Origin of the sequence: Mucilaginibacter flavidus, assembly GCF_024055575.1 — a bacterium.
GTDB lineage: Bacteria > Bacteroidota > Bacteroidia > Sphingobacteriales > Sphingobacteriaceae > Mucilaginibacter > Mucilaginibacter flavidus.
The window spans coordinates 88,003-111,501 of the sequence record NZ_JAMXOE010000012.1 but is presented as its reverse complement, the minus strand read 5'-3'; the positions used below and the strand labels follow the sequence as shown (position 1 = coordinate 111,501).

At 43.0% G+C, this 23,499-nt stretch carries 20 protein-coding genes; 12 read left to right on the top strand and 8 right to left on the bottom strand.

The window, feature by feature from the left end; genetic code table 11:
• Positions 1–151 precede the first annotated feature (151 nt).
• The 3 genes from rsmG to NAF19_RS17730 are packed head-to-tail and all read right to left on the bottom strand — an operon-like array spanning position 152 to position 2,482.
• Positions 152–778 (bottom strand): 16S rRNA (guanine(527)-N(7))-methyltransferase RsmG, encoded by a 627-nt coding sequence (rsmG, locus tag NAF19_RS17740; protein WP_252791629.1) that lies wholly within the window; start codon positions 776–778, stop codon positions 152–154.
• A complete protein-coding gene (locus tag NAF19_RS17735; protein ID WP_252791627.1) occupies positions 768–1,373 on the bottom strand; it encodes an RNA polymerase sigma factor in 606 nt (201 codons plus the stop codon). The genes rsmG and NAF19_RS17735 overlap by 11 nt, the downstream gene beginning before the upstream one ends.
• Positions 1,364–2,482 carry a glycosyltransferase gene (locus tag NAF19_RS17730; protein ID WP_252791625.1) on the bottom strand — a complete coding sequence of 373 codons (1,119 nt, stop codon included), beginning with the start codon at positions 2,480–2,482 and terminating at the stop codon, positions 1,364–1,366. The genes NAF19_RS17735 and NAF19_RS17730 overlap by 10 nt, the downstream gene beginning before the upstream one ends.
• A 239-nt stretch (positions 2,483–2,721) precedes the next feature.
• On the opposite strand from NAF19_RS17730, the gene tgt reads away from it, so the two are divergent.
• The 5 genes from tgt (at position 2,722) to NAF19_RS17705 (ending at position 7,997) form a co-directional block, all read left to right on the top strand.
• Positions 2,722–3,852: a tRNA guanosine(34) transglycosylase Tgt gene (gene tgt, locus NAF19_RS17725; RefSeq protein WP_252791624.1), complete on the top strand. Its 1,131-nt coding sequence runs from the start codon at positions 2,722–2,724 to the stop codon at positions 3,850–3,852.
• On the top strand, positions 3,853–4,959 hold the full coding sequence (locus tag NAF19_RS17720; protein WP_252791622.1) for an LptF/LptG family permease: 1,107 nt from the start codon (positions 3,853–3,855) through the stop codon (positions 4,957–4,959).
• Entirely contained in the window at positions 4,959–5,864 is a 906-nt protein-coding gene (locus NAF19_RS17715; protein WP_252791619.1) for a DMT family transporter, read from the top strand. Before NAF19_RS17720 ends, NAF19_RS17715 begins: the two co-directional genes overlap by 1 nt.
• A 963-nt stretch (positions 5,865–6,827) precedes the next feature.
• Entirely contained in the window at positions 6,828–7,106 is a 279-nt protein-coding gene (locus NAF19_RS17710) for a hypothetical protein (RefSeq protein WP_252791617.1), read from the top strand.
• Positions 7,107–7,109: 3 nt separating this feature from the next.
• Positions 7,110–7,997, top strand: a complete 888-nt coding sequence (locus tag NAF19_RS17705; RefSeq protein WP_252791615.1) for an NAD(P)-dependent oxidoreductase — start codon at positions 7,110–7,112, stop codon at positions 7,995–7,997.
• 93 nt (positions 7,998–8,090) lie between these two features.
• Here NAF19_RS17705 and ispE read toward each other — a convergent pair whose 3' ends face one another.
• Positions 8,091–8,891 carry a 4-(cytidine 5'-diphospho)-2-C-methyl-D-erythritol kinase gene (ispE, locus tag NAF19_RS17700; protein ID WP_252791614.1) on the bottom strand — a complete coding sequence of 267 codons (801 nt, stop codon included), beginning with the start codon at positions 8,889–8,891 and terminating at the stop codon, positions 8,091–8,093.
• Positions 8,892–9,420: 529 nt separating this feature from the next.
• On the opposite strand from ispE, the gene NAF19_RS17695 reads away from it, so the two are divergent.
• The 6 genes from NAF19_RS17695 (at position 9,421) to NAF19_RS17670 (ending at position 16,774) form a co-directional block, all read left to right on the top strand.
• Complete coding sequence (locus tag NAF19_RS17695; RefSeq protein WP_252791612.1) at positions 9,421–10,242, top strand: thymidylate synthase; 822 nt, start codon at positions 9,421–9,423, stop codon at positions 10,240–10,242.
• A gap of 62 nt (positions 10,243–10,304) precedes the next feature.
• Entirely contained in the window at positions 10,305–10,673 is a 369-nt protein-coding gene (locus NAF19_RS17690) for a four helix bundle protein (RefSeq protein WP_252791610.1), read from the top strand.
• A gap of 61 nt (positions 10,674–10,734) precedes the next feature.
• Complete coding sequence (locus NAF19_RS17685; protein ID WP_252791608.1) at positions 10,735–11,217, top strand: dihydrofolate reductase; 483 nt, start codon at positions 10,735–10,737, stop codon at positions 11,215–11,217.
• Positions 11,218–11,491: 274 nt separating this feature from the next.
• Positions 11,492–14,515 carry a protein translocase subunit SecDF gene (gene secDF, locus NAF19_RS17680; protein ID WP_252791607.1) on the top strand — a complete coding sequence of 1,008 codons (3,024 nt, stop codon included), beginning with the start codon at positions 11,492–11,494 and terminating at the stop codon, positions 14,513–14,515.
• 82 nt (positions 14,516–14,597) lie between these two features.
• Entirely contained in the window at positions 14,598–15,911 is a 1,314-nt protein-coding gene (locus NAF19_RS17675; protein WP_252791605.1) for an NAD(P)/FAD-dependent oxidoreductase, read from the top strand.
• Between the two features lie 2 nt (positions 15,912–15,913).
• The gene (locus NAF19_RS17670; protein WP_252791603.1) at positions 15,914–16,774 is read left to right on the top strand and encodes a hydroxymethylglutaryl-CoA lyase; all 861 of its coding nucleotides are present in this window, start codon (positions 15,914–15,916) and stop codon (positions 16,772–16,774) included.
• A 10-nt stretch (positions 16,775–16,784) separates the two neighbouring features.
• Here the strand turns inward: NAF19_RS17670 and NAF19_RS17665 are convergent, their stop codons facing one another.
• The 3 genes from NAF19_RS17665 to fbaA all read right to left on the bottom strand — a co-directional run bounded on the left by NAF19_RS17665 (position 16,785) and on the right by fbaA (position 18,897).
• The gene (locus NAF19_RS17665; RefSeq protein ID WP_252791601.1) at positions 16,785–17,213 is read right to left on the bottom strand and encodes a GNAT family N-acetyltransferase; all 429 of its coding nucleotides are present in this window, start codon (positions 17,211–17,213) and stop codon (positions 16,785–16,787) included.
• Positions 17,179–17,676 (bottom strand): low affinity iron permease family protein, encoded by a 498-nt coding sequence (locus tag NAF19_RS17660; protein WP_252791596.1) that lies wholly within the window; start codon positions 17,674–17,676, stop codon positions 17,179–17,181. The genes NAF19_RS17665 and NAF19_RS17660 overlap by 35 nt, the downstream gene beginning before the upstream one ends.
• Before the next feature lie 141 nt (positions 17,677–17,817).
• Positions 17,818–18,897, bottom strand: a complete 1,080-nt coding sequence (gene fbaA / locus NAF19_RS17655; protein WP_252791594.1) for a class II fructose-bisphosphate aldolase — start codon at positions 18,895–18,897, stop codon at positions 17,818–17,820.
• Between the two features lie 381 nt (positions 18,898–19,278).
• Here fbaA and accD point away from each other — a divergent pair, with 381 nt between their 5' ends.
• Positions 19,279–20,124 carry an acetyl-CoA carboxylase, carboxyltransferase subunit beta gene (gene accD, locus NAF19_RS17650; protein WP_252791728.1) on the top strand — a complete coding sequence of 282 codons (846 nt, stop codon included), beginning with the start codon at positions 19,279–19,281 and terminating at the stop codon, positions 20,122–20,124.
• A gap of 77 nt (positions 20,125–20,201) precedes the next feature.
• On the opposite strand, the gene NAF19_RS17645 is transcribed toward accD, so the two are convergent.
• Positions 20,202–23,465, bottom strand: a complete 3,264-nt coding sequence (locus NAF19_RS17645) for a S41 family peptidase (RefSeq protein WP_252791592.1) — start codon at positions 23,463–23,465, stop codon at positions 20,202–20,204.
• Between the last annotated feature and the right edge of the window lie 34 nt (positions 23,466–23,499).

Genomic DNA, 23,499 nt, shown 5'->3' with positions numbered 1-23,499 from the left:
AAATTAAATTGCTGACCGGCCAAAAACCGTTTCGGCAATTTGTCGTATATGACAGGTTACACCGATTGAAACTCAATGATTACACCGATTTGTACACTGTAATGAAAAATGATAACTATCGCGCGTCTTAACGAATCAGCGAAGTCAACGGTTATGCTTTAACGTAGATAACCTGCTTAGTTTCAAAAAACTCCTCGGCGAAATAATCCTTAAGATGGTATTGGGTAACCTTTAGCCCAGATTCTTTAATTTCCTGCGCCAAATCCCCTCCTTTTAAATAAAGAATGCCGTTCGGCAGCTTATTTTTTGATTGCTTGTTAAACTTACCACGCACCCATGGATAAAAATCCTTCAGTTGTGTAACCGCACGCGACACTACAAAATCAAACTTTTCATCAACCTGTTCGGCGCGCTGGTGGCTGGCTTTTACATTTTTAAGACCAAGCGCTTTTTCGACTTCCTGCACCACCTTTATTTTTTTGCCAATAGAATCGACAAGGTGGAACTGTGTCTCGGGGAAAAGAATAGCTAAAGGAATACCTGGAAAACCACCGCCTGTGCCCACATCAAGTACGTTTTCGCCGGGTAAAAACGCCATTACTTTGGCTATGCCCAGCGAGTGTAAAACATGGCGCTCACCCAGCATGTCAATATCCTTGCGCGATATTACGTTTATCTGGTTGTTCCAAAAGGTGTACAATTCGGGCAGGCGGTTAAACTGCTCTTGCTGCTGCGCCGTAAGATTGGGGAAATATTTTAGCAGGTAATCAGATATCATCCCTGTTAAACCGGTTAATTATATTACCAAGTAGGTATCTGGCCCTGAAAAGCTGGGCCTTAACTGTACCTAAAGGCAGGTCGAGCTGTTGGGCAATTTCTTCGTAGGATAACTCATCAAAGTAGCGCAGCGTAATTAGGTTGCGGTAACGCGGTGGCAGGCTTTCAATAAGTAATTTAAGCTCCTGGGTTTGTTGTTTTTTTATTGAAACTTCTTCAGGGTTCAGCACATCCGCCTTAATCTGCAGTTGTTTTTCTTCGCCGTCCTCGTCCATCATGCCGTGGATCGACATGGTGTTCAACTTCTTTTTCCGGATAAAATCGATACAGTTATTGGTGGCAACGCGGAAAAGCCAGGTACTAAAGGCGTAGTCGGGCTGATACTTTTCCAGTTTCTCAAACGCTTTGGCAAAGGTTTCAACGGTAAGGTCCATAGCGTCCTCTTTGTTGTTAACCATCTTAAGCACCATAAAATAAATAGAATCCTTATACCTGTGCATCAAATCGGCATAAGCCTTCTGGTCGCCCTGTCGTGCCCTTACAACAAGGTGAAAATCGTTCTTTGCGTTCTCGGTAAAATTCGAATTTATTTCCATTGAGTGGTTTTTATAAAAGTGCCAATTAACCCAAAAGTATTTAAGTAAATATAATAAATCGCATCAAAAAAGGGCAGGTACCATAACAAGCCCTTGCCATCTAATCGCTTAAATAGCTTATTATATATGATTAATTGAAAAATCAACCTAAACATAAACAAACCTGCGGCTAACAGGGGTTCAAAGTTGAAAACTAAGCATAATGTTAATAAAATATAGAATAGGAAGCCGCTCGCTGCATCGATACTCAGTATGCGGCGATGCCTCGCCTTATACAATTTACCCACCCCAAAATGGCGCTTTTTTTGACGAAACAACGAATTCAAAGTGGTCTTAGCGTCGGTATAAACAAACGAGTCGGGGTTCATTTCGATGGCTGTATTATCGGCAGTTGCGTTTTGATTTACAAACAAATCGTCATCGCCCGATATTACGTGCATGTGTGCAGCAAAACCTTTGGCCCCAAAAAACAAGGTTTTAGTATAAGCCAGGTTACGCCCTATACCCATATAAGCGTCACCCCTAACCGCAGCCGACAGGTAGTTAATAGCAGTTTTTATCGTCTCAAAACGGATAAACGGGTTTAAGAAATTGCGCGTTTTTTTATATGGCGAATAGCCCAAAACAATCTGAGCAGGCTTGGTAAAATTGGCGGCCATATAGGTTATCCAGTTATCCGAAGCAGGTACGCAATCGGCATCGGTAAACAGCAGGTATTCGTTTTTTGCAGCTTTTATACCCAGGGTCAATGCGAATTTTTTGCCGGTTTTAAACCTGTCGTGCTCGGTTATGGTAACCACTTTAAGGCGCGGGTACTTCTCTTTCATCTCATCTAGCACATCGCCCGACGCATCATATGAGCAATCGTTTATAACAACTACCTCAAAATCCGGATAATTTTGCTCCAGTATCGAAGGCAGGTTTTCGCGCAGGTTATTGGCCTCGTTGCGGGCACTTATAATTACTGACACAGGGATCAACACCTCGGGAAGCGACTCAACCGGCTTAAACTTGTTAAGTTTGCTTTGGTTGGCAATTAAAAAATATAGCTGAATAAGGAAGCAAAACTGTAGTGAAATAAATAACGCGTAATGTAAATATGTTTCCAAACCGGTGTCAAAAATAATGTGCAAAGGTCGCAAAAATTGTTGGAATGTTGTAAGGTTGAAATGTTGTAATGTTAAATAAATCAAACCAATTGCCATTAAGGAAGTGGTTGAAATGTTGCAACATTGAAAGGTTGTAATGTTAAATAAATCGAAAAGGTATTCGTTATGCCAATAACGTTTCAACTTTACAACATTCCAACCTTACAACATAATTATTATGTTAATTTTGCGTCCTTATAATGAAATTCAACTTAACAGCAAAGGATCCGCTTTCGAAAGCACGGGCAGGTGAAATAACCACCGACCATGGCACTATACAGACCCCTATATTTATGCCCGTTGGTACTGCCGGGACCGTTAAGGCGGTACACCAGCACGAACTTAAAAACGATATTAAGGCGCAGATAATACTGGGTAACACATACCATTTATATTTACGCCCGGGATTAAACACCATTGAAGCTGCCGGCGGCCTGCATAAATTTAACGGTTGGGACGGTCCTATCTTAACTGACAGCGGCGGTTACCAGGTGTATTCTTTAACCGAGGTACGCAAAATAAAGGAAGAAGGCGTTACGTTCCGTTCCCATATCGATGGCTCAAAACATTTGTTTACACCCGAAAATGTGATGGATACCCAGCGCACTATCGGTGCCGATATAATAATGGCGTTTGACGAGTGTACCCCTTACCCATGCGAATATGGCTATGCCCGCCGCTCCATCGATATGACTCACCGCTGGCTGAAACGCTGCTGCGACCGGTTCGATAGTACGGAGCCAAAATACGGTTATAGCCAGACACTTTTTCCTATTGTACAAGGCTCTGTTTACAAGGATCTGCGGGTAAAATCAGCAGAAGTTATTGCATCATTTGAACGGGAAGGAAATGCCATCGGCGGCCTTTCGGTTGGTGAGCCGGCCGAAGAAATGTACGCGATGACGGAAGTTGTATGCAATATATTACCCGAACAAAAGCCACGGTACCTTATGGGCGTAGGCACCCCTGTTAATATTTTGGAGAACATTGCCCTCGGGATTGATATGTTTGATTGCGTAATGCCCACCCGTAACGCACGCAACGGCATGCTGTTTACAAAAAATGGCATTATTAACATCAAGAACGAGAAGTGGAAGAACGATTTTTCGCCTATTGAACAGGATAGCGATTTATTTGCCGATACTGCCTATACAAAAGCTTACCTTAGGCACCTGATACATTCAGGCGAAATGCTGGGCGCACAGATAGCTACTTTGCATAACCTGCACTTTTATTTGTGGTTGGTTACCGAAGCCCGCAATAAAATAATTGCCGGCGAGTTTTATAGCTGGAAAAATGCAATGGTAAACCGCTTAGCGCAACGATTATAAATGAAAGCCATTTTATACAGGTATTTAAAAACAATCGACAGGTATATTATTAAAAAATACCTGGGCACGTTTGCGTTTACGCTGGGCATTTTTGTGGTGATTACAGTTATTTTTGATATATCAGAACACATTGATAATTTCCTTAAAAACCACAATACTTTAAACGAGATTGTATTTAAATACTACGCAGGTTTTATACCTTTTTATATGAACCTGCTATCGCCGCTTATTAACTTTTTGGCGGTAATATACTTTACGGCCAAAATGGCCAACCAAACGGAAATTGTGCCGATATTAAGCGGCAAGGCTAGTTTCAACCGCTTTTTAAGGCCTTATTTTATTTGCGCCACGCTGATTTTTTTGGTGTCGCTTTTTGCCAACCTTTACCTTATTCCGTATACCAATAACCTGAAGATATCCTTCGAAAATGCCAACCGATTTAACGGCGACGACCCGGCGAAAAGCGAGGTACACATACAGCTGGATAAACACACTTTTGCCTACGTACAGTCGTTTGATAATTCCATACGTACCGGCTACCAGTTTATTTTAGAGAAGTTTGATGGTGACCAGCTAAGGGAAAAATTGCTGGCCAACACTATTGTGTACGACTCGTTAAAGCGGGTGTGGACCATTAAAAGCTATACCGTAAGGTATATAAACGGGCTGAAAGAAAAATATGTGGATAGCACCGGGCGATCGAAAGACACCCTATTAGATATGCGGCCGGTTGATTTTATCACCTACGACAACGGCTACACAGCCATGGCGACAGGCGAGCTGAGCAAAAACATTATAAAGGAAAAGCTTCGCGGAACCGGTGCATTAAAGGAAATGACCTATGTGTTCGACCAGCGTTTTGTGTACCCATTATCATCATATGTGCTCACGCTTATTGGTGTTTCTATATCCTCACGTAAGGTTCGCGGCGGCATTGGGTTGCCCCTGGGGATAGGTATTTTCCTTTGTTTTGCCTACATCGTCGTCGATAGGTTTGCATTTGTTTTTGCGGTAAAAGGAAACATGCCATCCATTATAGCGGTGTTTATACCTAATGGAATATTCGGATTAGTTGGGTTATATTTGCTGTCAAAAGCGCCCAAATAATGGACCCGAAAAATGCCTCGCCGGGGTTAAATAAAAACCTGCTTATCCTTCATTTTACTGTTTTCATCTGGGGCTTTACCGGCATACTCGGCGCACTTATTTCGGTATCTGCAGTAAGCCTGGTTTGGTACCGCGTACTCATTGCATCCCTGTCATTATTCCTATATTTTAAGTTCAATAAGACAGCGCTAAAGTTAGATATGCGCAGCTTTTTTAAGCTGATATTTACGGGCGCTTTAGTAGGCGGACACTGGATATTATTCTTCGCTTCTATTAAATTATCTACCGTTCCGGTCACCCTGGTTTGCCTTTCTTCGATCACTTTATTCACCGCAATTTTTGAACCGCTAATTAATAAAAAGAAGATTTCGAAGTTGGAAATACTGGCTGGTATTTTAATAATATTGGGAATAGCCACCATCTTTAAATTTGAAAGCAGATACACTAAGGGTATAGAAGCAGGGCTACTTAGCGCAGTATTTGCCAGCCTTTTTTCAATCATCAATTCGCGCCAGGTAAAAAAGTTCGAAGCGCCGGTAATAGCATTTTACGAGCTTTCGGGAGCCTTTGTCTGGATATCAATTTACCTTTTATTTACCGGCGGCTTCAACCAATCGATGGCACTGCGCGGGGCCGATATCGGTTATCTTTTCATCCTTGGCACCATTTGTACGTCGCTTGCCTACGTGGCCGGTGTGTCTGTAATGCGCGAACTTTCGGCATTCAGGGTAGCGCTAATTACCAACCTTGAGCCCGTATATGGCATCGTTATGTCATTTGTTTTTTTCAAGGACATGAACAAAATGACCCTAGGCTTTTGGGTCGGCGCAGTGCTGTTGCTATCCACAATCTTCCTGTACCCTGTGGCCCAAAAGCAATTAGCCCGGCGAAAAAATCAGGCGTGATTACCCCTATTTATTGCAATTCCTAGGCGCTGATATTCGTATCATTCCATACTCCCTGCGTCAATTATTTTGGACGACTACCATCCTTATCTCAGGGTGGGGGAGAAAATGCTATAAACGCCCCGCGCCATTTAAGGCCATCTAAGCCGTTATCTTTTTCACAGCCCCCGGCATACCATTTAAAAGTTTTCGCAGCGCTACAGGCAAATTTAACAATTTTTATAAGTGTATCGAAAAGAAAGATACCCTTACCATATTTTGGCTGAACCAGCGCTCGTAAGTAACTATGTTAATATTCAGAATAGTGCTATTAAGCTATTTCAAACAATATAATAATTACTTTATAGTAAAATATTTATGGCCATTATCAAAACTATTTATTCCGATAAAACAAAGCTTTTAAAAATCAAATTACCAATTATTTTAGCATATAAAAATACATATCAAATTTTCGCTATTTATTTTACTATAAATCAAATATATAAATATGATTAATTAAAGTTTTAGTCAGAATACCCGCTATAAAAATTAAGTTAAGACTAAGTGTACCGAGATTGCCAAATAAGGTTTTTAGGGAAATCAAGATTTCGCGGAGATGTATACCAAACTAAAATTAGCACCGAAAAAATCCACTGATATTTTCGACCTGTTGTCAGGAGTTTTGTCGTCTTAAAATTTGGGAGGATAAAGTAGCAAGCCAGGAAACGACATTTAAAGCCAGGAAAATCTTCCCTGGCAGTTCGTTTATCGATGAGAGTCTCGGGTAGAATATATCTATCAAAAACGGGAGGTCATTTTTTGAAGCCACATGCAGTGGCGACCACAATTTGTAATACTCTAAAAATGGTCATTTAAATTCCCGCAACTCGCCCTCACTCTAATTTTATTAAATGAAAAACATTGAGCGATTTTTATTCCATTAAAAAAAACAGGATATTGTATTAAATGTTAAACTAAATCACCATGAGAATAAAAACCATTGTCATTATTGTAATTACTATTCTGCTAACCATAGTCATAACGCAAAATAGCAAAGAGGACTTCTTCAATTTTTTATGGGCCACTTTTCGCATATCCAGGCTGATCATGTTGTTAATAGTTGCAATCATTGCTTTTATATTAGGCGTACTGGTTGGCCGGCCAAAACGGGTTAAAAAACTTGGTGGCGATTACACAGACAACAACTCAGACAAATCAGCACCTGGTACACTAAGCGACGACGACAAGGATTACATCAACTAAAATATGAATAACAAAATAGGATTCATCGGCCTGGGGCACATGGGTACGCCGATGGCAAAAAATTTGATAAGTGCAGGCTATCACCTGCAGATTTATAACCGTACAATTGCAAAGGCAGATGAGCTTGAACCATCGGCCATCACTAAATGTAAAACGCCTGCCGAAGCAGCCGAAGGCGTGTCTGTAATCATCTCCATGCTATCAGACGACGAGGTGCTGAAAGACGCGATTTTGGGCGACGATGGTATCCTGAAAAAATTGGCCAAAAATACCCTTCATATTTCCATGAGCACCATCGCTCCGGACACTGCCCAACAGCTTTCAAAAGCACACGAAGATGCCGGCAGCCACTACCTCGCCGCCCCTGTTTTTGGCAGACCAGAAGCGGCCGCGGCGAAGAAGCTTTGGATATGCACATCGGGCAACCATCAATCAAAAGAAATTGCGAAGCCAATACTGGAAGCGCTGGGCCAGGGCATATTTGATTTTGGCGAAGATGCCGGCGCTGCCAACGTTGTGAAGGTGGCAGGGAACTTTATGATAATGGCATCGATGGAGATGATGGCCGAGGCTTATACCCTCGCCGAAAAAAACGGGCTCGACCGGACAAAGGTGGCAGAGTTCTTCGGGTCAACAATTTTCAACGCACCCATATTTCAAAACTACGGCAAACAGATTGCCGGCAAGCATTACCAACCCGTAGGCTTCAAAACTAAGCTAGGCTATAAGGACGCGCGTATAGCCACCAAATTATCGCAGCAAGCAGAAACACCCATGCCGATAGTTTCCGTCGTCCACAACCGCTTATTAAGCGCCGTAGCCAAAGGCTGGGGCGAGCATGATTGGGCCGAAGGCGTGGGACGGGGAGTTAGTGAGGATGCAGGAGTGTGAATCTGAACCGGGATTAAGCGGATTTTCCGGATTCGAATTAAAAGCAGTCCGAATCGAAAAAATCCGTTAATCTGTTTAATCCCGGTTCAGACATTAACAATAAAAAATTTCGTTCTCAATTTCCAGAGCGCTCAAATGCGGCATCGTTTCAAATATTCCAAAAACCGATGCACCACTCCCGCTCATACTGGCGTATAGGGCGCCGGCTTCATACAGAGCGGCCTTTACCCCTCTTATTTCCGGGTGGTTTTTAAACACCGATGCTTCGAAATCATTTTTAATATATTTTTTCCAGTCAGCAATGGGTTCGTAAATTAAATCCATCAGCGAATCTTTTACCGGCGCGGGTTTTACGCCCCGATAGGCCTCCGCCGTCGATACATGTACAGGCGGCATCACCAATACAACCTGGTATTTGGAAAGGTCGAGCCGGACTGGTTCAAACTCATCCCCGATCTCAAAAGCAAACACAGGTTTGTTTTTGATAAAGAAGGCACAGTCGGCGCCAAGTTTGCGGGCATAGCCGATCATTTGCTCATCTGTCATCCCTAAATTAAAATTCTGGTTTATCAGCCTGATAAAAAACGCAGCATCTGCCGAGCCGCCTCCCAGCCCCGCGCCAATCGGGATATGTTTGTGCAAATGAATTTTTACCGGTGGCAGGTAGAAATCTTTTTTCAGTAAGTGATAGCCCTTGATGCAAAGGTTGTCCTCCACCCTGCCCGGTATCTCCAAACCGGATGATTCGAAACTCAATTCGTCGGCCACCACAATTTCAAGTGCATCTTTTATGTTGACAGGGTAAAAAATAGTTTCAAGGTTATGATAGCCATCATCCCTCCTGTTGAGTATGTTGAGGCCGATGTTGATTTTTGCGTTGGGGAAAATGAGCATAGTGGTGAGTAGAGAATAGTGAATGGTTGATTAAGTTGGACTGGGTTGATTGAGTTTATTAAGTTAAAGGTAAGTTCGACATAGGCAAATGGCTACATCACTACGAACAGCCGGCGAAGCGTTCCATTTTGCACACGGAACACCCGGAACGCTATGAAACACACTCATTATCAGACAGTTTAATTTCATTCCAATGATTAAATAAATGTAAGTAGATGATAATCGAGTGCTCCCCCCTTATATCAAATTCACGTTAAGTTAAAAAAGATCTCACCCCCCGTTGCCTGTGTCCCCACAGCCAACGCCCCGCAACCTGGTGCGTTACCACAGCAGGTTCAAGGCTTTGCAAAGTTATGATGTTACGTTGATAAGAATGATTAACAATGCTGTATTTTTGCACATCAGTAGGTTTACCAACTTAGTTTAATTTTATTTGCACTTATTTCTGTTGATAGGGTGATAATGTTTTGAGAGTCTTTCGAAACTTAATCCACTTGATCCAACCCAATCAACTTAACCAACTCAAAACATGAAACAGTATCTCGACCTGATGAGGCATGTGATGGAAACCGGCGCGCAAAAGCACGACCGCACAGGCACTGGTACCTTAAGCGTATTTGGCTACCAGATGCGTTTTAACCTGCAGGAGGGCTTCCCGATGGTGACTACCAAAAAACTGCACCTGAAATCAATCATCCACGAGCTGATATGGTTTTTAAGCGGCGACACCAACATCAAGTACCTAAAAGATAACGGTGTAAAGATTTGGGACGAATGGGCGGATGCCGAAGGTAACCTCGGTCCTGTTTATGGCTACCAATGGCGCAACTGGCCAAAACCGGACGGCGGGCATATAGACCAGATTACACAAGTTGTAAACCAGATAAAAAATAACCCGGATTCGCGCCGCATGATGGTATCGGCCTGGAATGTGGCCGACGTTAACCAGATGGCGCTGCCACCTTGCCACAGTTTGTTCCAGTTTTATGTAGAGCCCCCTAACCCCCTGAAGGGGGAAAAACGCGGCAAGTTGTCGTGCCAACTGTATCAAAGGAGCGCAGATATATTTTTGGGCGTGCCATTCAATATTGCATCATACGCGTTGCTAACCATGATGATGGCCCAGGTATGCGACCTTGAGTATGGCGATTTTATACACACCTTTGGTGATGCCCACTTATACAATAACCACCTCGAACAAACACAGCTGCAATTAAGGCGCGAGCCAAGGCCGTTGCCTACAATGAAAATCAATCCTGATGTGAAGGACATTTTTCAATTTAAATTCGAGGATTTTGAATTATTGAACTATGACCCATGGCCACACATTAAAGGTGCTGTTGCCGTTTAATCATTGGGTCATTATTTCATTAGGTCATTGGTATGGTTTGCTAGTTGCATTATCACAAATAAATGAGTAATAGAATTGAAGACATTGAAGTTTATAATTTAGCTGAAGCCTTTTCAGACAAAATTTGGTTTATCGCCACAAAATGGGAATTCTTTGCAAAAGACACTGTTGGAAAACAAATAGTACGTTCCGCTGATTCTATAAGTGCCAATATTGCCGAAGGATTTGGAAGGTTTCATTATAAAGAAAACAAAAACTTCTGTTATTTTAGCCGGGGATCTATTATAGAAACAAAAGGCTGGTTAAAAAAAGCAAAAACGAGAGATTTGTTGGACGACGAGAATTACCAGTTATTACTTCAGCAATTAGAAACCATACATTTAAAACTCAATATTTACATCAAATTCATTGGGAAAGGTAAAAGTGATTAACTGTCATCATAAAATGACTTAATGACCCAATGACTTAATGACTTAATGACCCAACGACCCAATGACCATATCCATAGTAGTAGCCATATCCGAAAACCGCGCCATCGGGAAAGACAATAAATTATTATGGTACCTCCCCAACGACTTAAAACACTTTAAGGCAATAACCAGCGGCCATACCGTTATAATGGGCCGTAAAACTTATGAGTCGGTTGGTAAGCCGCTGCCAAACCGCCGTAACATTATTATAACACGCCAGGATATCCAAATTGAAGGCTGCGAAGTTGTAAACTCAATAAAAGCAGCCCTCGAACTATGCAGGACCGAGCGGGAGGTATTTATCGTTGGCGGCGCCGAGATCTACAAACAGTCCCTGCATTTAACTGACCGTATTTACCTGACCGTTGTGCATAAACAATTCGAGGGAGACAGCTTTTTTCCTGAAATTAAAAAGACAGATTGGCTGCAAGTTTCGCGCGAAGACCATCAGCCTGATGAGAAAAATTCATTGCCATATTCGTTCATCACCTACGAGCACGTTTAGTGATTAGAGACTGGTGATCAGAGAGTAGTTTAACGATCGCCAGGGCAAAAAAAACAAGAAAGCAGCCATTTTGTTCTAAAAAAATAAACAATTTTAATTTCGTTAAAACACTCATTATCAATCGATAAAAAACCTAATTTCTAATCTCAAGGCGCTAATCTCCATTCCCCACCTACTCTTTTAAATTAAAAATTCCATGCTTAGGAAATTTTATTAGATTTGCCGTCTTATTTAAAATGCTTATAAACTAATTAATTACATATTTTAATTCACAATGCAAGGTAAAGGGGTTGTTAAATTTTTCGCCATAGTGCTGGCTGTCGTATGTATATACCAGCTTTCATTTACATGGGTTGCTCACAAAGTTGAGCAGGACGCGGAGGTATTTTCAAAGGGCGATTCAACAAAGAGAACGTTTTATCTGGATTCAATTGCTACACAGCCGGTATATCCGTTATTCAAACACGATTATCAGTATGTAAAACAAAGGAAGATTGCCTTAGGTTTGGACCTCGAGGGCGGTATGAGCGTAACTATGCAAATTTCGCTGATCGACCTTGTTAAGAAATTATCGAACGATAACAAAGATGTTGTGTTTAACCAGGCTTTGGCCGCCGCCACTGCCGACCAGGTAAACAGCCAGCAGGATTACATTACCTTGTTTGTTAACGAATACGAAAAGCTTAACCCGAGCGGAAAGCTGGCAGCAATATTTGCAACCAAGGATAACCAGGACCACATTAAGTTTAACGCCACCAATAGCGAAGTTGAGAGCTACCTGCATGAACAGGCCAGCACGGCGATAACTCAATCGTATACCATCCTTAATACACGTATCGACGCGTTTGGCGTGGCCAATGCAAACATACAGCGCCCAAAAAACTCTGACCGTATTTTAATTGAACTCCCGGGCATTAAAGACCCTGAACGTGTAAGTAAATTATTATCGGGTACTGCAAAGCTTGAGTTTTACCAAACTTATAGCAACAGCCAGGTGTTCCCGGTAATTAACAACATAAACGGCATTATCGCTGCAAAACTAAAAGCCGAAAAGAAAGATACCTCGAAAACTGCCGCCAAACCGGCCGAAGTTAAACCTGCTAACCCGATTGCTGCGAATAGCAAAGCACCTGCTACTGCCGCAAAAACGGATACTGCAAAAAACAAAGGTTCGCTATCATTGCTGAACAAAGTTCAAAAAAGCAATGCTAAGGGCGATACTTCGGCGCTGGCTAAAAACACGCAAAACGCCGATCCTCTTTTTGCCGTGTTAAAGCCACTGGTTTACCAGGGGCAAAACGGGCAGATTCAATATGCCCCCGGGCCTGTAGTGGGCCGTGCTGAGTTAAAGGACACTGCAGCGGTTAACAGGTACCTGCGCATTCCTGAGGTTAAGGCTGCCATCCCTCAGTCTATGAGGCTTCTTTGGTCGGTAAAACCATTGGATAAAACAAAAACATTCGAACTATTTGCTATAAGGTTAGTAGGCGCCGGAAACAGCCCTGCGCTTGCGGGCGATGTTATTAACGATGCACGTTACGACGTTGACCAAAAAGGAAGTAATGAAGTGGTAATGGTAATGAACTCGGATGGTGCCCAAAAATGGAGCCAGATAACTACCGAAGCTTGTGCCGATCCGCAAAACCACCAGTCCATAGCCATCGTGCTTGACGACAACGTTTATTCAGCACCACGTGTAGACAACCCTATACCTGGCGGCGTTTCTACAATCTCAGGTAGCTTTACTATCGACGAAGCAAAAGATTTGGCTAACGTGTTAAAAGCCGGTCGCTTACCTGCACCTGCGCACATTGTTGCCAGAACTGTCGTAGGTCCATCTTTAGGTCAGGAAGCCATCAACGCGGGTTTAATATCGAGCCTTGTAGGTTTGCTGGTGGTGCTGGTGTTTATGATTGCTTATTATAACCGTGCAGGAACGGTTGCAGTAGTTGCGGTTATCATCAATATATTCTTCCTGATGGGTGTGCTGACCAGTATCGGTGCGGTGCTGACCATGCCGGGTGTAGCAGGTATAGTGTTGATCCTGGGCATATCGGTGGATGCAAACGTACTGATTTACGAACGTGTGCGTGAAGAATTGGCTCTTGGTAAATCGTTACGAATTGCCGTTGCAGATGGTTTTAAACACGCATTATCATCCATTCTCGATTCAAACATCAGTACCTTCTTAACAGGTGCAATATTATATGTGTTCGGTACCGGCCCTATCCAGGGTTTTGCCATCACTTTAATGATAGGTATCATAACTTCATTATTCTGTTCACTGTTGATATCAAGATTAATATTTGAGTGGATGCTTGAAAAAGGATGGGATATCAAATTCTCGAATCCATGGAGCTCGCATACTTTTAAAAACGCAAACTATGCTTTTGTTAAAAACCGATTCAAATTCTATATCTTCTCGGGTATATTTATTGTTGCCGGTTTAATTTCAATGGCGACACAGGGATTTAATTACGGCGTTGATTTTGTGGGCGGCCATAATTACCAGGTGAAGTTCAATAGCCCGAACGTTTCTACAGAAGACGTAAGGCATATAGTTGACAAATATTTAGGGGAAGGTAACGAGGTAAAAACCTTTGGAACCGACCGGTTAAGTATAACCACCAAATATTTGATTAATGACACGGCACGCGGTACCGACCAAAAAGTACAGGCTGCCCTTATAAAAGCACTTGGCACAAACCCCAAAACAAAGATAACAGCAGCTAATATTGGTGGCAGTCAAAAAGTTGACCCAACCATAGCGAATGGTTTGAAGAAATCGGCGTTATTAACGGTAATTTTCGCCATTATCATTATCTCAACCTACATACTCATCCGTTTCCGCAAATGGCAATTTAGTTTGGGTGCGATGGTTGCAACCGCTCACGATGCGTTGATGGTATTGGCTTTCTTCTCGTTATTTAAGGATGTGTTGCCGTTCTCACTCGATATCGACCAGTCGTTTATAGCGGCGATATTAACAGTAATCGGTTACTCAATCAACGATACGGTAGTGGTATTTGACCGTATCCGCGAGTTCCTGAGCCTGCACCATGCAAAAACTGATGACCCTAAAGCAGTTATTAATGATGCGATTAACAATACGTTAAGCCGTACAATTATCACCGCTTTAACAGTAATAATGATATTGCTGGTGTTGTTCATCTTCGGTGGCGATGTTATCCGCGGGTTCTCGTTCGCATTGTTGATCGGGGTATGTTTTGGTACCTACTCGTCAATCTGCGTGGCAACACCGGTAATCATCGACTTTGGGAAGAAAGATCTGAGATAAGTAAAATTCACAAATATTCAAAAGGCCCCAAAGAACATTTGGGGCCTTTTTTGTTTCATTAAAAGTTAAAAGCAGTTTCGTTATGGACACAAAGGATAAAGCAAAATTTCCGAAAGTAGTAATTGTAGGCGGCGGTTTTGGCGGCTTGCAGGTTGCCGGTAATCTTGAAGATAAACCGGTGGAAGTATTAATGCTGGATAAGCATAATTACCACACCTTTCAACCGCTGCTGTACCAGGTGGCGACCGGTAGTTTAGAGGCTGAATCAATTGCTTTTTCGTTGCGCAAAAATTTCTCCGGGCAAAAAAACTTTCGTTTTAGTATAGCCGAGGTATCGAAAGTAAATCCCGAAAAAAATACTATTGAAACTTCTATTGGCGAAATTGACTACGATTACCTGGTAATAGCTACCGGCTCAACCACCAACTTTTTCGGTAATAAGGATATCGAAAAGTTTGCGATGCCAATGAAATCAATACCCGAAGCGTTGAACCTTCGCTACCTGATATTGCAAAACCTGGAAGAAGGCACTTTGCTGGCCACAAAGACTGAAAAGGAGCCGCTTTTGACCTTTGTATTGGTGGGCGCCGGTCCTACCGGCGTTGAGCTTGCCGGCGCACTGGCCGAAATACGCAACCATATCCTTTGTAAAGATTATCCCGAATTGAAAAAAGAGGACATGAAGGTTTATCTCGTCGATTTTATGCCAAAGGTCCTCGGCCCTTTTTCGGATGAAGCATCAAAAAAAGCGCGCCAGTTCTTAACTCACATGGGGGTTGAAGTGCTGCTGAATGTAAAAGTTGAAAGCTACGACGGCGACGAGATAAAATTTGAAGGAGGCAAAACCATTCGAACCAAAAATGTAATATGGTCGGCCGGGGTTATGGGCGAGGTACCGGCGGGCATTAATAAAGACATTATAGAACGGGGAAACAGGATCAGAGTGGATAGCAGCTGCCGCGTAGCCGGCACGCAAAACATTTTTGCTATAGGCGATGTAGCTGCCATGATAACAGACGATACGCCGAAAGGCCATCCCGGTGTAGCGCAGGTGGCTATTCAAATGGGTAAGTTTGTTGCCAAAACGATTATGCAAACCATTAACGGCGAGCCAACCGAAACTTTTAAGTATAACGACAAAGGCTCGCTGGCTACCATTGGCCGCAACAAAGCAGTAGCCGATTTAGGCAAGATAAAATTCCAGGGATTTTTTGCCTGGTTGGTTTGGATGTTTGTACATTTGATTTCGCTGTTAGGCTTCCGCAATAAAGTAATTGTATTTGTTAACTGGATTGGCAGCTACATTAGCTTTAACGGCGGCAGCAGGCTGATTATCCGCCAGTTCAGGGGAGAGTCGCTGGCCAATAAACACAAACAAGTATCAAAACCTGACTAACCTTGACAAATTCCCCCGTAAAAATAACCGAATGTCCTCGTGACGCTATGCAGGGCCTGCATGACTTTATCCCAACCGATAAAAAAGCAACCTATATTAACTTACTGCTCCAGGTTGGGTTTGATACAATTGACTTCGGCAGCTTCGTATCGCCAAAAGCCATACCGCAAATGCGCGATACAGCAGAATTGTTAGCTAAACTTGATTTAAGCACCAACAGGTCAAAGCTATTAGCCATTATAGCCAATTACAGGGGTGCCGAAGATGCAGTAAAGCATCCTGAAATTACCTACCTGGGCTTTCCCTATTCAATTTCCGAAACATTTCAACAAAGAAACACAAATTCGGGAATAGCAAAATCTTTCGAAACTTTGGAAAACATTTACGATTTGTGCGAAAGAAATAACAAAAAGGTTCGTGCTTATATGTCAATGGGGTTCGGAAATCCGTACGGGGATCCGTGGAATATCGACCTTTTGGTGGCAGAAGTGGACAATATTATATCGGCTGGGATTTTTGATATTTATATAGCTGATACAATTGGCATCGCTTCATCAGAACAGATTTCAACGGTATTTAAGGCCTTAAGTGAGAGGTTTATCAACATAACGTTTGGCCTGCACCTGCATTCAACACCAAATACTTGGTCGGAGAAAATTACTGCGGCATATAAAGCCGGTTGTAGAATGTTTGACACCACGATAAAAGGCTACGGCGGCTGCCCCATGGCCGCAGATGACCTCACAGGTAACATTGCTACCGAAAACTTAATTGGCTACCTCCAGGCGCAAAATGAGCCTACAGGGCTCGATATGGGTAAATTCAGGGAGGCGATGGAATATGCGGGAAACATTTTTATTTAACAAAAGAGGTTTAGTGTTTCCTCACCATCTTATAATGCCTTATCCCCGCTTCTTCGAACTCCGGCCCTATCTTTTCAAAACCAAATTTTTCATATAAGCTTACCGCTTGTATTTGGGCGTGCAGGTAAATATAGGTAGCATCTGCGGGCAAATCAGCCAAAACTGTTTTAACAAGTTCCTGCCCTACCCCGAAGCCTCGGAATTTTTGGAGCACTGCAAAGCGTTCCAGCTTATAGCCTTTATCGGTTTTACGCCAGCGGGATGCGCCGGCAGGTTCGCCATTTACTTTTGCTAAAAAATGAGTGGATTCATCTTCAAATTCCCACTCCAGTTCGGGCGGGCAGTTTTGTTCGCCAACAAACACCTCGCGGCGAATGGCAAATACTATTTCAAGGTCTTTCGGGTCAGTTACTTTGCTTGCTGTTATGGTTGCCTGCATTTTTGTACGATTTTCGTTGCTTAACACTATTCAGCTTATTACTATTGTTTTCTTCAGCCGCATCAATTGAATGCGTGCAGGTAAGGTCACTTTCTTTTTCTGCTAATGTAGCTAATCGTACATAAAATTTATGCAATTGGTCCAATTCAATTTCGTTAAGGTCTTCAATATTTACCATACGATTACTTGTACCCTGGTGCGAGGCTATCAGTTCATTTAATTTAAGGTGTATGGCTTTTGAGTCTTTGTTCTGTGATTTCTGAATTAAAAACACCATTAAAAAGGTAATAATTGTGGTACCGGTATTAATTATCAACTGCCAGGTATTTGAATACTGAAATACCGGGCCGGTAATAATCCATATTAATATAATGCTTGCCGCGATAATAAATGCAGCCGAACTGCCGGTGGCATTAGTTGCCCAGTTGGCAAAGCGTTCGAAGAAATTCTTTTTTTTGGCCATGATGTTCTGTTTTGATACAAAACAAAAAAAAGCGACAATGTTTTGTGGACATTATCGCTTTTTTATACAGTAGAAAAACAATATCTGTGTCTCTATTTGTAATTGTATTCAAAGACGCAAGTATCGCGTCTCTACAAGTATTTACAATTTGCTATTCACGTCGACGCAATTCAAATCGCCGAACGCCTCAGTAAGCCTCTTAACGAAGCTTTCTTCCCCTTTGCGTAACCATACGCGCGGGTCGTAGTATTTTTTGTTTGGCGAATCTTCACCATCCGGGCTGCCAATCTGGCTTTGCAGGTATCCTTCTTTTGATTTGTAGTAGTCTTTTATGCCTTCCCAATATGCCCATTGCATATCGGTATCTATATTCATTTTAATGGCACCGTATGAAATTGCTTCCCTTATTTCTTCCTGGCTCGAGCCTGAACCACCATGGAATACAAAGTTGATAGGTTTTTCTGCTGATAAATTGAATTGTTTTTTAACATACTCCTGCGAGTTGTGCAAAATTACCGGCTGTAATTTAACGTTACCTGGTTTATAAACGCCGTGCACGTTACCGAAAGCGGCTGCAACGGTAAAACGCGGACTAACCTTCGATAGTTCTTCGTAAGAGTAAGCAACGTCCTCAGGCTGGGTATATAAACGTGAGCTGTCAACATCAGAGTTGTCAACGCCGTCTTCTTCCCCACCGGTTACGCCAAGCTCAATCTCAAGTGTCATACCCATTTTTGCCATGCGGGCAAGGTATTTGGCAGATATCTCGATATTTTCGTGTAAAGGTTCTTCAGATAAATCCAACATGTGCGATGAGAAAAGCGGTGTACCGGTCTCAGCAAAAAACTTCTCGCCGTGGTCCAACAATCCATCTATCCATGGTAAAAATTTCATGGCGGCATGGTCGGTATGCAATATTACAGCAATTCCGTAATGCTCTGCTAATAAATGCACGTGCTTTGCAGCAGATACAGCGCCGAGAATACAGGCCTGCAACTTCGAGTTATCAAGCGATTTACCCGCATAAAACTGCGCCCCGCCGTTCGACAACTGGATAATAACCGGCGAGTTTACGGCTTTAGCTGTTTCCATAACAGCGTTAATAGTGTTGGTGCCGATTACGTTTACAGCGGGTAACGCAAATTGGTGTTTTTTGGCGGCTTCAAATAGCTCCTGCACCTGGTCTCCGTGCAATACGCCCTTGTAATTTTTTAAATCCATTTAACTTTTAATTGGGCCTCGAAGTTAGGCTTTTAGATAATAGTCTACAAAACAAATGGAATATTTTGCATTTTTTTGAATAAACAGTTGTTAATTATATATCTGTCAAAAACAGCTATTTAAAGGCTAATTAAATTTTGATTTTGGCAATGGGACCGCCCATTACAGGATTGCGAAAGGGTGTTAACAGTGTTAACCTAATTCGGTAAAAATTATCGGCAAATTCTTAATTATCAAGCAATTAACCAAAACAGCGTATTAACAGGTTTTTTTGGCTAATCTTAAATATCACGTCTCAAATCTCATATCTCAAATCTAACCCCTCATATCTCAAAAAATATTTCGTTACTTTGCAGTCAATTGAAAGAGTTAGATATAGATATGGCCTGGTTTAAACGTGAAATCAAAGGGATAATTACGACCACTGAGGAAAAGAAGGAAACCCCCGATGGAATCTGGAACAAATGCCCCCAATGTAAAAAGCCCCTCCACTACTCCGAACAGGTTGAAAACCAATATGTTTGTCACTACTGCGGTTATCACCTGCGCATAGGTTCAAAAGAATACTTCTCCATACTTTTTGACAATAACGAGTTTACTGAATTGTTCCCCGACCTGGTATCGGGCGACCCGCTGCACTTCGAGGACACTAAAAAATATACCGACAGGTTGAAAGAGACCCGCGCTAAGACGGGGTTAAAAGACGCCATACGTGCCGGTATGGGTAAAATGGGCGATCAGCCACTGGTTATTGCCTGTATGGATTTTAACTTCATAGGTGGCTCGATGGGCTCGGTTGTAGGTGAAAAAATTGCCCGCTCTATCGATTATAGCATCGAACATAAAATTCCGTTCCTGATGATTTCGAAATCGGGCGGTGCAAGGATGATGGAAGCTGCATTTTCACTAATGCAGATGGCTAAAACATCTGCAAAGCTTGCGTTACTGTCACAGGCTAAAATCCCTTATATATCTTTGTTAACTGACCCAACTACAGGCGGTGTTACCGCATCGTACGCCATGCTGGGCGATATTAACATTGCCGAACCTGGTTCACTGATTGGCTTTGCCGGTCCGCGCGTAATAAAGGAAACTATTAAAAAAGATTTGCCAAAAGGTTTCCAGACTGCTGAATTTGTGCAGGAACACGGATTTCTTGACTTTATTGTCGACCGCAGGGAAATGAAAGATAAGTTGTCTTCGTTTATGAAGATGATGAGCAATTGAGCTAAAAGCTTTCAACATATAATAAAACAGGCCCCGATGTTAGTTGGGGCCTGTTTTGTTTTGACACAACGCCGATTTTAATTTTTAATTTTTACCGGGAATGGTGGTCTCACCGGGTCAACCTGCGGGTTGTCTTTCAGTTGTTTTAACGCAACCTCAATAGCTTTTTCTAATTGCGGGTCTCTGCCTGCAATAACATCAGCCGGAGTTTGCTCCACTTCGATGTCAGGGGCGACGCCAACGTTTTCAACTATAAAACCGTCCTTGGTCCATATACCTACGTTAGGCGCAGTAACAGTGCCTCCGTCAATAAATTCAGGAAAACCCAAAATACCGACAAGACCGCCCCAGGTACGTTTGCCAACCAGCGTACCTACCTTAAACTTGCGGAACATCCACGGCAGCATATCACCACCCGAGCCGGCTGTTTCGTCGGTTATCATCACTTTTGGCCCTTGTATGGATGCCGTAGGCGATTTCAGATCCAAACCATACCGCATGTGCCAGTTAGCCTGGTAGGGGTTTAATAACAGGTTAATGTAATAATCGGCCAGGCTGCCGCCGCCGTTAAAGCGTTCATCAACAATAATGGCTTTGCGGTTTGCCTGCGGATAAAAATACCGTTTAAAATAATCATGTCCCTCATTCGCGGTGTTAGGCACATAAACATAGGCTACCTGTCCGTTGGTTGCTTCGGTAACTTTACGCAGGTTACCTTCTACCCAGTCGCGGTTGCGAAGTGCATATTCGTTATCAACCGGCACTACTTTAACTACCCGCGATGCTGAATTATTGGGATTAGGCCCCACAGTCAGCTCTACTATCTTGCCGGCAGTATTTTCAAAATAGCTGTAAATATTTTCAGTTCCCTTAACCTCTACCCCATTTACCGCTAATAAGTATTCACCTGCTTTTATATTTACGCCCGGCTCGGTAAGCGGCGAGCGCATATTAGGGTTCCAGTTAAGGCCGCCGTAAATCTTTTTAAACTGGTATTTATCATTCATAACGATATAATCCGCGCCAAGCAAACCGCCGCTTACAGGCTTTGACGTGAACATCCGGTCGCCGCCATTTGTTATAAAGTGGTGCCCCACAGACAGTTCGCTAAACATCCACTGAAACACACTATTCAAGTCGCTACGACAGGACAGATCGGGTAAAAAAACCGCATATTTCTTTTTGATGGCCAGCCAGTTGACGCCATGCATCCCGGGATCGTAAAAATAATCGCGGTTAACGCGCCAGGCTTCATCAAACATGTTTGCCCATTCGGCTGGAGGGTCTATTTTTACCTGCACATCGCTCATGTTAACCATCCCCTTTCCGGGCTCAGGCTTTTCACCGGCGGCAGCTACAAAATAGGTATTGTCCTTACTATAGAGCATTTTTTTTCCATCGGCGCTTAGCCCATACCCATTTAGTTCCAAAACCTCGCTATCACTACGCTTCTTGAAATCAAATTTATGCAGGGTGCCCGCCCCGTCATCCGGGTAGCTCACATACAATACATTACCACTATTATCAACAGATAGCTGCGAATAATTGCCGGCCTTAACCGGGAGATCAACGATCCTGTTTTGAAGGCCCTCCCAGTCAATCCTGATGTCTTTGTTCTCAGTAGCGGGCTTAGTGTTTTTATCATCCGGTTTTGTTTCTTTTTTGTCCTCAGCCTTTGCTGTTTCTTCGTCATTCTCCTTCGCAAAGGGCGAAACAGTTTCTTTTTGCAGCGTAACCAGGTAAATAGAAGCAGTTTTATGAAAATCTATATTTGACTGATCGAACCAGTTGATCACCGGCCCGGCGTCTGTTGATGAAAAAAAGTAAAGGAATTTGCCCGCCCTGTCGAACGTAGGTTCTGAAGCATCGCTTAAACCGTCTGTAACCGGGAAGGATTTTTGTTGTGCCAGGGAGTAAATATATGATCGTTTAAATTGTGTGGCGGTAATTTTATCATAAGCGATCCATTTGCTATCGGGCGACCAGTTTGCTGACATATCACGAAATGGACCCGGCGTATATAATTCATCAGAATCAACTTTGATAATGGCGCCGGATGCCACATCCAGCAAATACAGGCTTCGGCTGTTGTCGGTAAAGTTCAGCTTTTTACTGTCAGGCGACCACTTAATACTTGAGTAAAACCCGGCGCCATCCAATTTAATTACGCGCGGTTCGGCTTTGCCGTCCTGTTGCCTGATATACAATTGGTATTCGCCCATAGCATCTGAAAAATACGCGATAGATTTTCCATCAGGCGACCAGGCCGGAAATTTTTCATGCGCACCCGTGGTTTGAGTCAGATTATGATAATCGCCTTTGTCCGCAGGCACAGTAATAATGTCGCCCCTGTAATCAAAAGCCACGCGCGAGCCCGACGGAGAAAGATCGGCGGAGCGGATATAACCGGCATTTTTAACATAACGTTGCCTTAGTTCCAGCAGGTCGGCAGCTATGCCTATGGTTAATTTGCCGGCTTTTCCATTCGCCGGATCAAAGACGTGCAAATATCCGGACTGTTCAAATATCAACTTCCCATCACCGCCACTGGCATACAGTATCGGAAAATCGGTATAAGAAGTTAGTTGCTTGATTTCCTTTGAAGCAATATCATAGCTAAAGAGATTGAATTCGCCATTCCGGTCGCTTCTAAAATATATCTTACCGCCCAGCCAGACAGGCTGGGTATCATTACAACCACCTACGGGCTGTGGTATTTTTACTACCGATTTATCGGCAAATGAAAAAAGCATAATATTTGTTATTGCTCCCCCACGGTAGTGCTTCCATTGTTTAAAAAGATCAGGGATTGGCGTATAGGCCATCCATTTACCATCGGGCGAGAAGGTTGCATGATAAGCGTTGGGAATTTCGAGCTTGGTTTCGGCGCCACCGCTTACCGGCACTGTGTAGAGCTGGGCATACCGGTTTGTAAAAGTTGAACGCTGGGATGCAAAAAGTACCGATTTCCCATCAGGCGTAAAACCGCGTACCTGATCGGGCCCCGGGTGCCAGGTAAGGCGCTTTGGAACACCGCCCTCTGCCGGGATAATAAAAACATCGGTATTGCCATCGTATTGCGCACTAAAGGCGATCCACTTGCCGTCAGGCGAAAAATACGGGCTCGACTCAACGCCCTCATCAACAGTAAGCCGTTTTGGCTGTGAACCGTCGGTATTGGCTATCCAAAGGTCCTCTGCATAAACAAAGGCAACGTGATTACCGCTAATGGCCGGCTGCGTGAGCATTCGGGTGTCCCTGGTATCAATGGCCCAGGCAGTAAAAGGAATAGTTAAAAATGCAGACAGAGCTACTTTGAAGAGAAAATTGAGAGACTTCATGATGGCAAGGCTTTAACGTAAACTGTGAATGCAG

Bases quoted from the DNA above. Each gene is read 5' to 3' on its own strand.
- rsmG (WP_252791629.1), bottom strand. From the start codon at position 778: ATGATATCTGATTACCTGCTAAAATATTTCCCCAATCTTACGGCGCAG.
- NAF19_RS17735 (WP_252791627.1), bottom strand. From the start codon at position 1,373: ATGGAAATAAATTCGAATTTTACCGAGAACGCAAAGAACGATTTTCAC.
- tgt (WP_252791624.1), top strand. From the start codon at position 2,722: ATGAAATTCAACTTAACAGCAAAGGATCCGCTTTCGAAAGCACGGGCA.
- NAF19_RS17720 (WP_252791622.1), top strand. From the start codon at position 3,853: ATGAAAGCCATTTTATACAGGTATTTAAAAACAATCGACAGGTATATT.
- NAF19_RS17715 (WP_252791619.1), top strand. From the start codon at position 4,959: ATGGACCCGAAAAATGCCTCGCCGGGGTTAAATAAAAACCTGCTTATC.
- NAF19_RS17710 (WP_252791617.1), top strand. From the start codon at position 6,828: ATGAGAATAAAAACCATTGTCATTATTGTAATTACTATTCTGCTAACC.
- NAF19_RS17705 (WP_252791615.1), top strand. From the start codon at position 7,110: ATGAATAACAAAATAGGATTCATCGGCCTGGGGCACATGGGTACGCCG.
- ispE (WP_252791614.1), bottom strand. From the start codon at position 8,891: ATGCTCATTTTCCCCAACGCAAAAATCAACATCGGCCTCAACATACTC.
- NAF19_RS17695 (WP_252791612.1), top strand. From the start codon at position 9,421: ATGAAACAGTATCTCGACCTGATGAGGCATGTGATGGAAACCGGCGCG.
- NAF19_RS17690 (WP_252791610.1), top strand. From the start codon at position 10,305: ATGAGTAATAGAATTGAAGACATTGAAGTTTATAATTTAGCTGAAGCC.
- NAF19_RS17685 (WP_252791608.1), top strand. From the start codon at position 10,735: ATGACCATATCCATAGTAGTAGCCATATCCGAAAACCGCGCCATCGGG.
- secDF (WP_252791607.1), top strand. From the start codon at position 11,492: ATGCAAGGTAAAGGGGTTGTTAAATTTTTCGCCATAGTGCTGGCTGTC.
- NAF19_RS17675 (WP_252791605.1), top strand. From the start codon at position 14,598: ATGGACACAAAGGATAAAGCAAAATTTCCGAAAGTAGTAATTGTAGGC.
- NAF19_RS17665 (WP_252791601.1), bottom strand. From the start codon at position 17,213: ATGCAGGCAACCATAACAGCAAGCAAAGTAACTGACCCGAAAGACCTT.
- NAF19_RS17660 (WP_252791596.1), bottom strand. From the start codon at position 17,676: ATGGCCAAAAAAAAGAATTTCTTCGAACGCTTTGCCAACTGGGCAACT.
- fbaA (WP_252791594.1), bottom strand. From the start codon at position 18,897: ATGGATTTAAAAAATTACAAGGGCGTATTGCACGGAGACCAGGTGCAG.
- accD (WP_252791728.1), top strand. From the start codon at position 19,279: ATGGCCTGGTTTAAACGTGAAATCAAAGGGATAATTACGACCACTGAG.
- NAF19_RS17645 (WP_252791592.1), bottom strand. From the start codon at position 23,465: ATGAAGTCTCTCAATTTTCTCTTCAAAGTAGCTCTGTCTGCATTTTTA.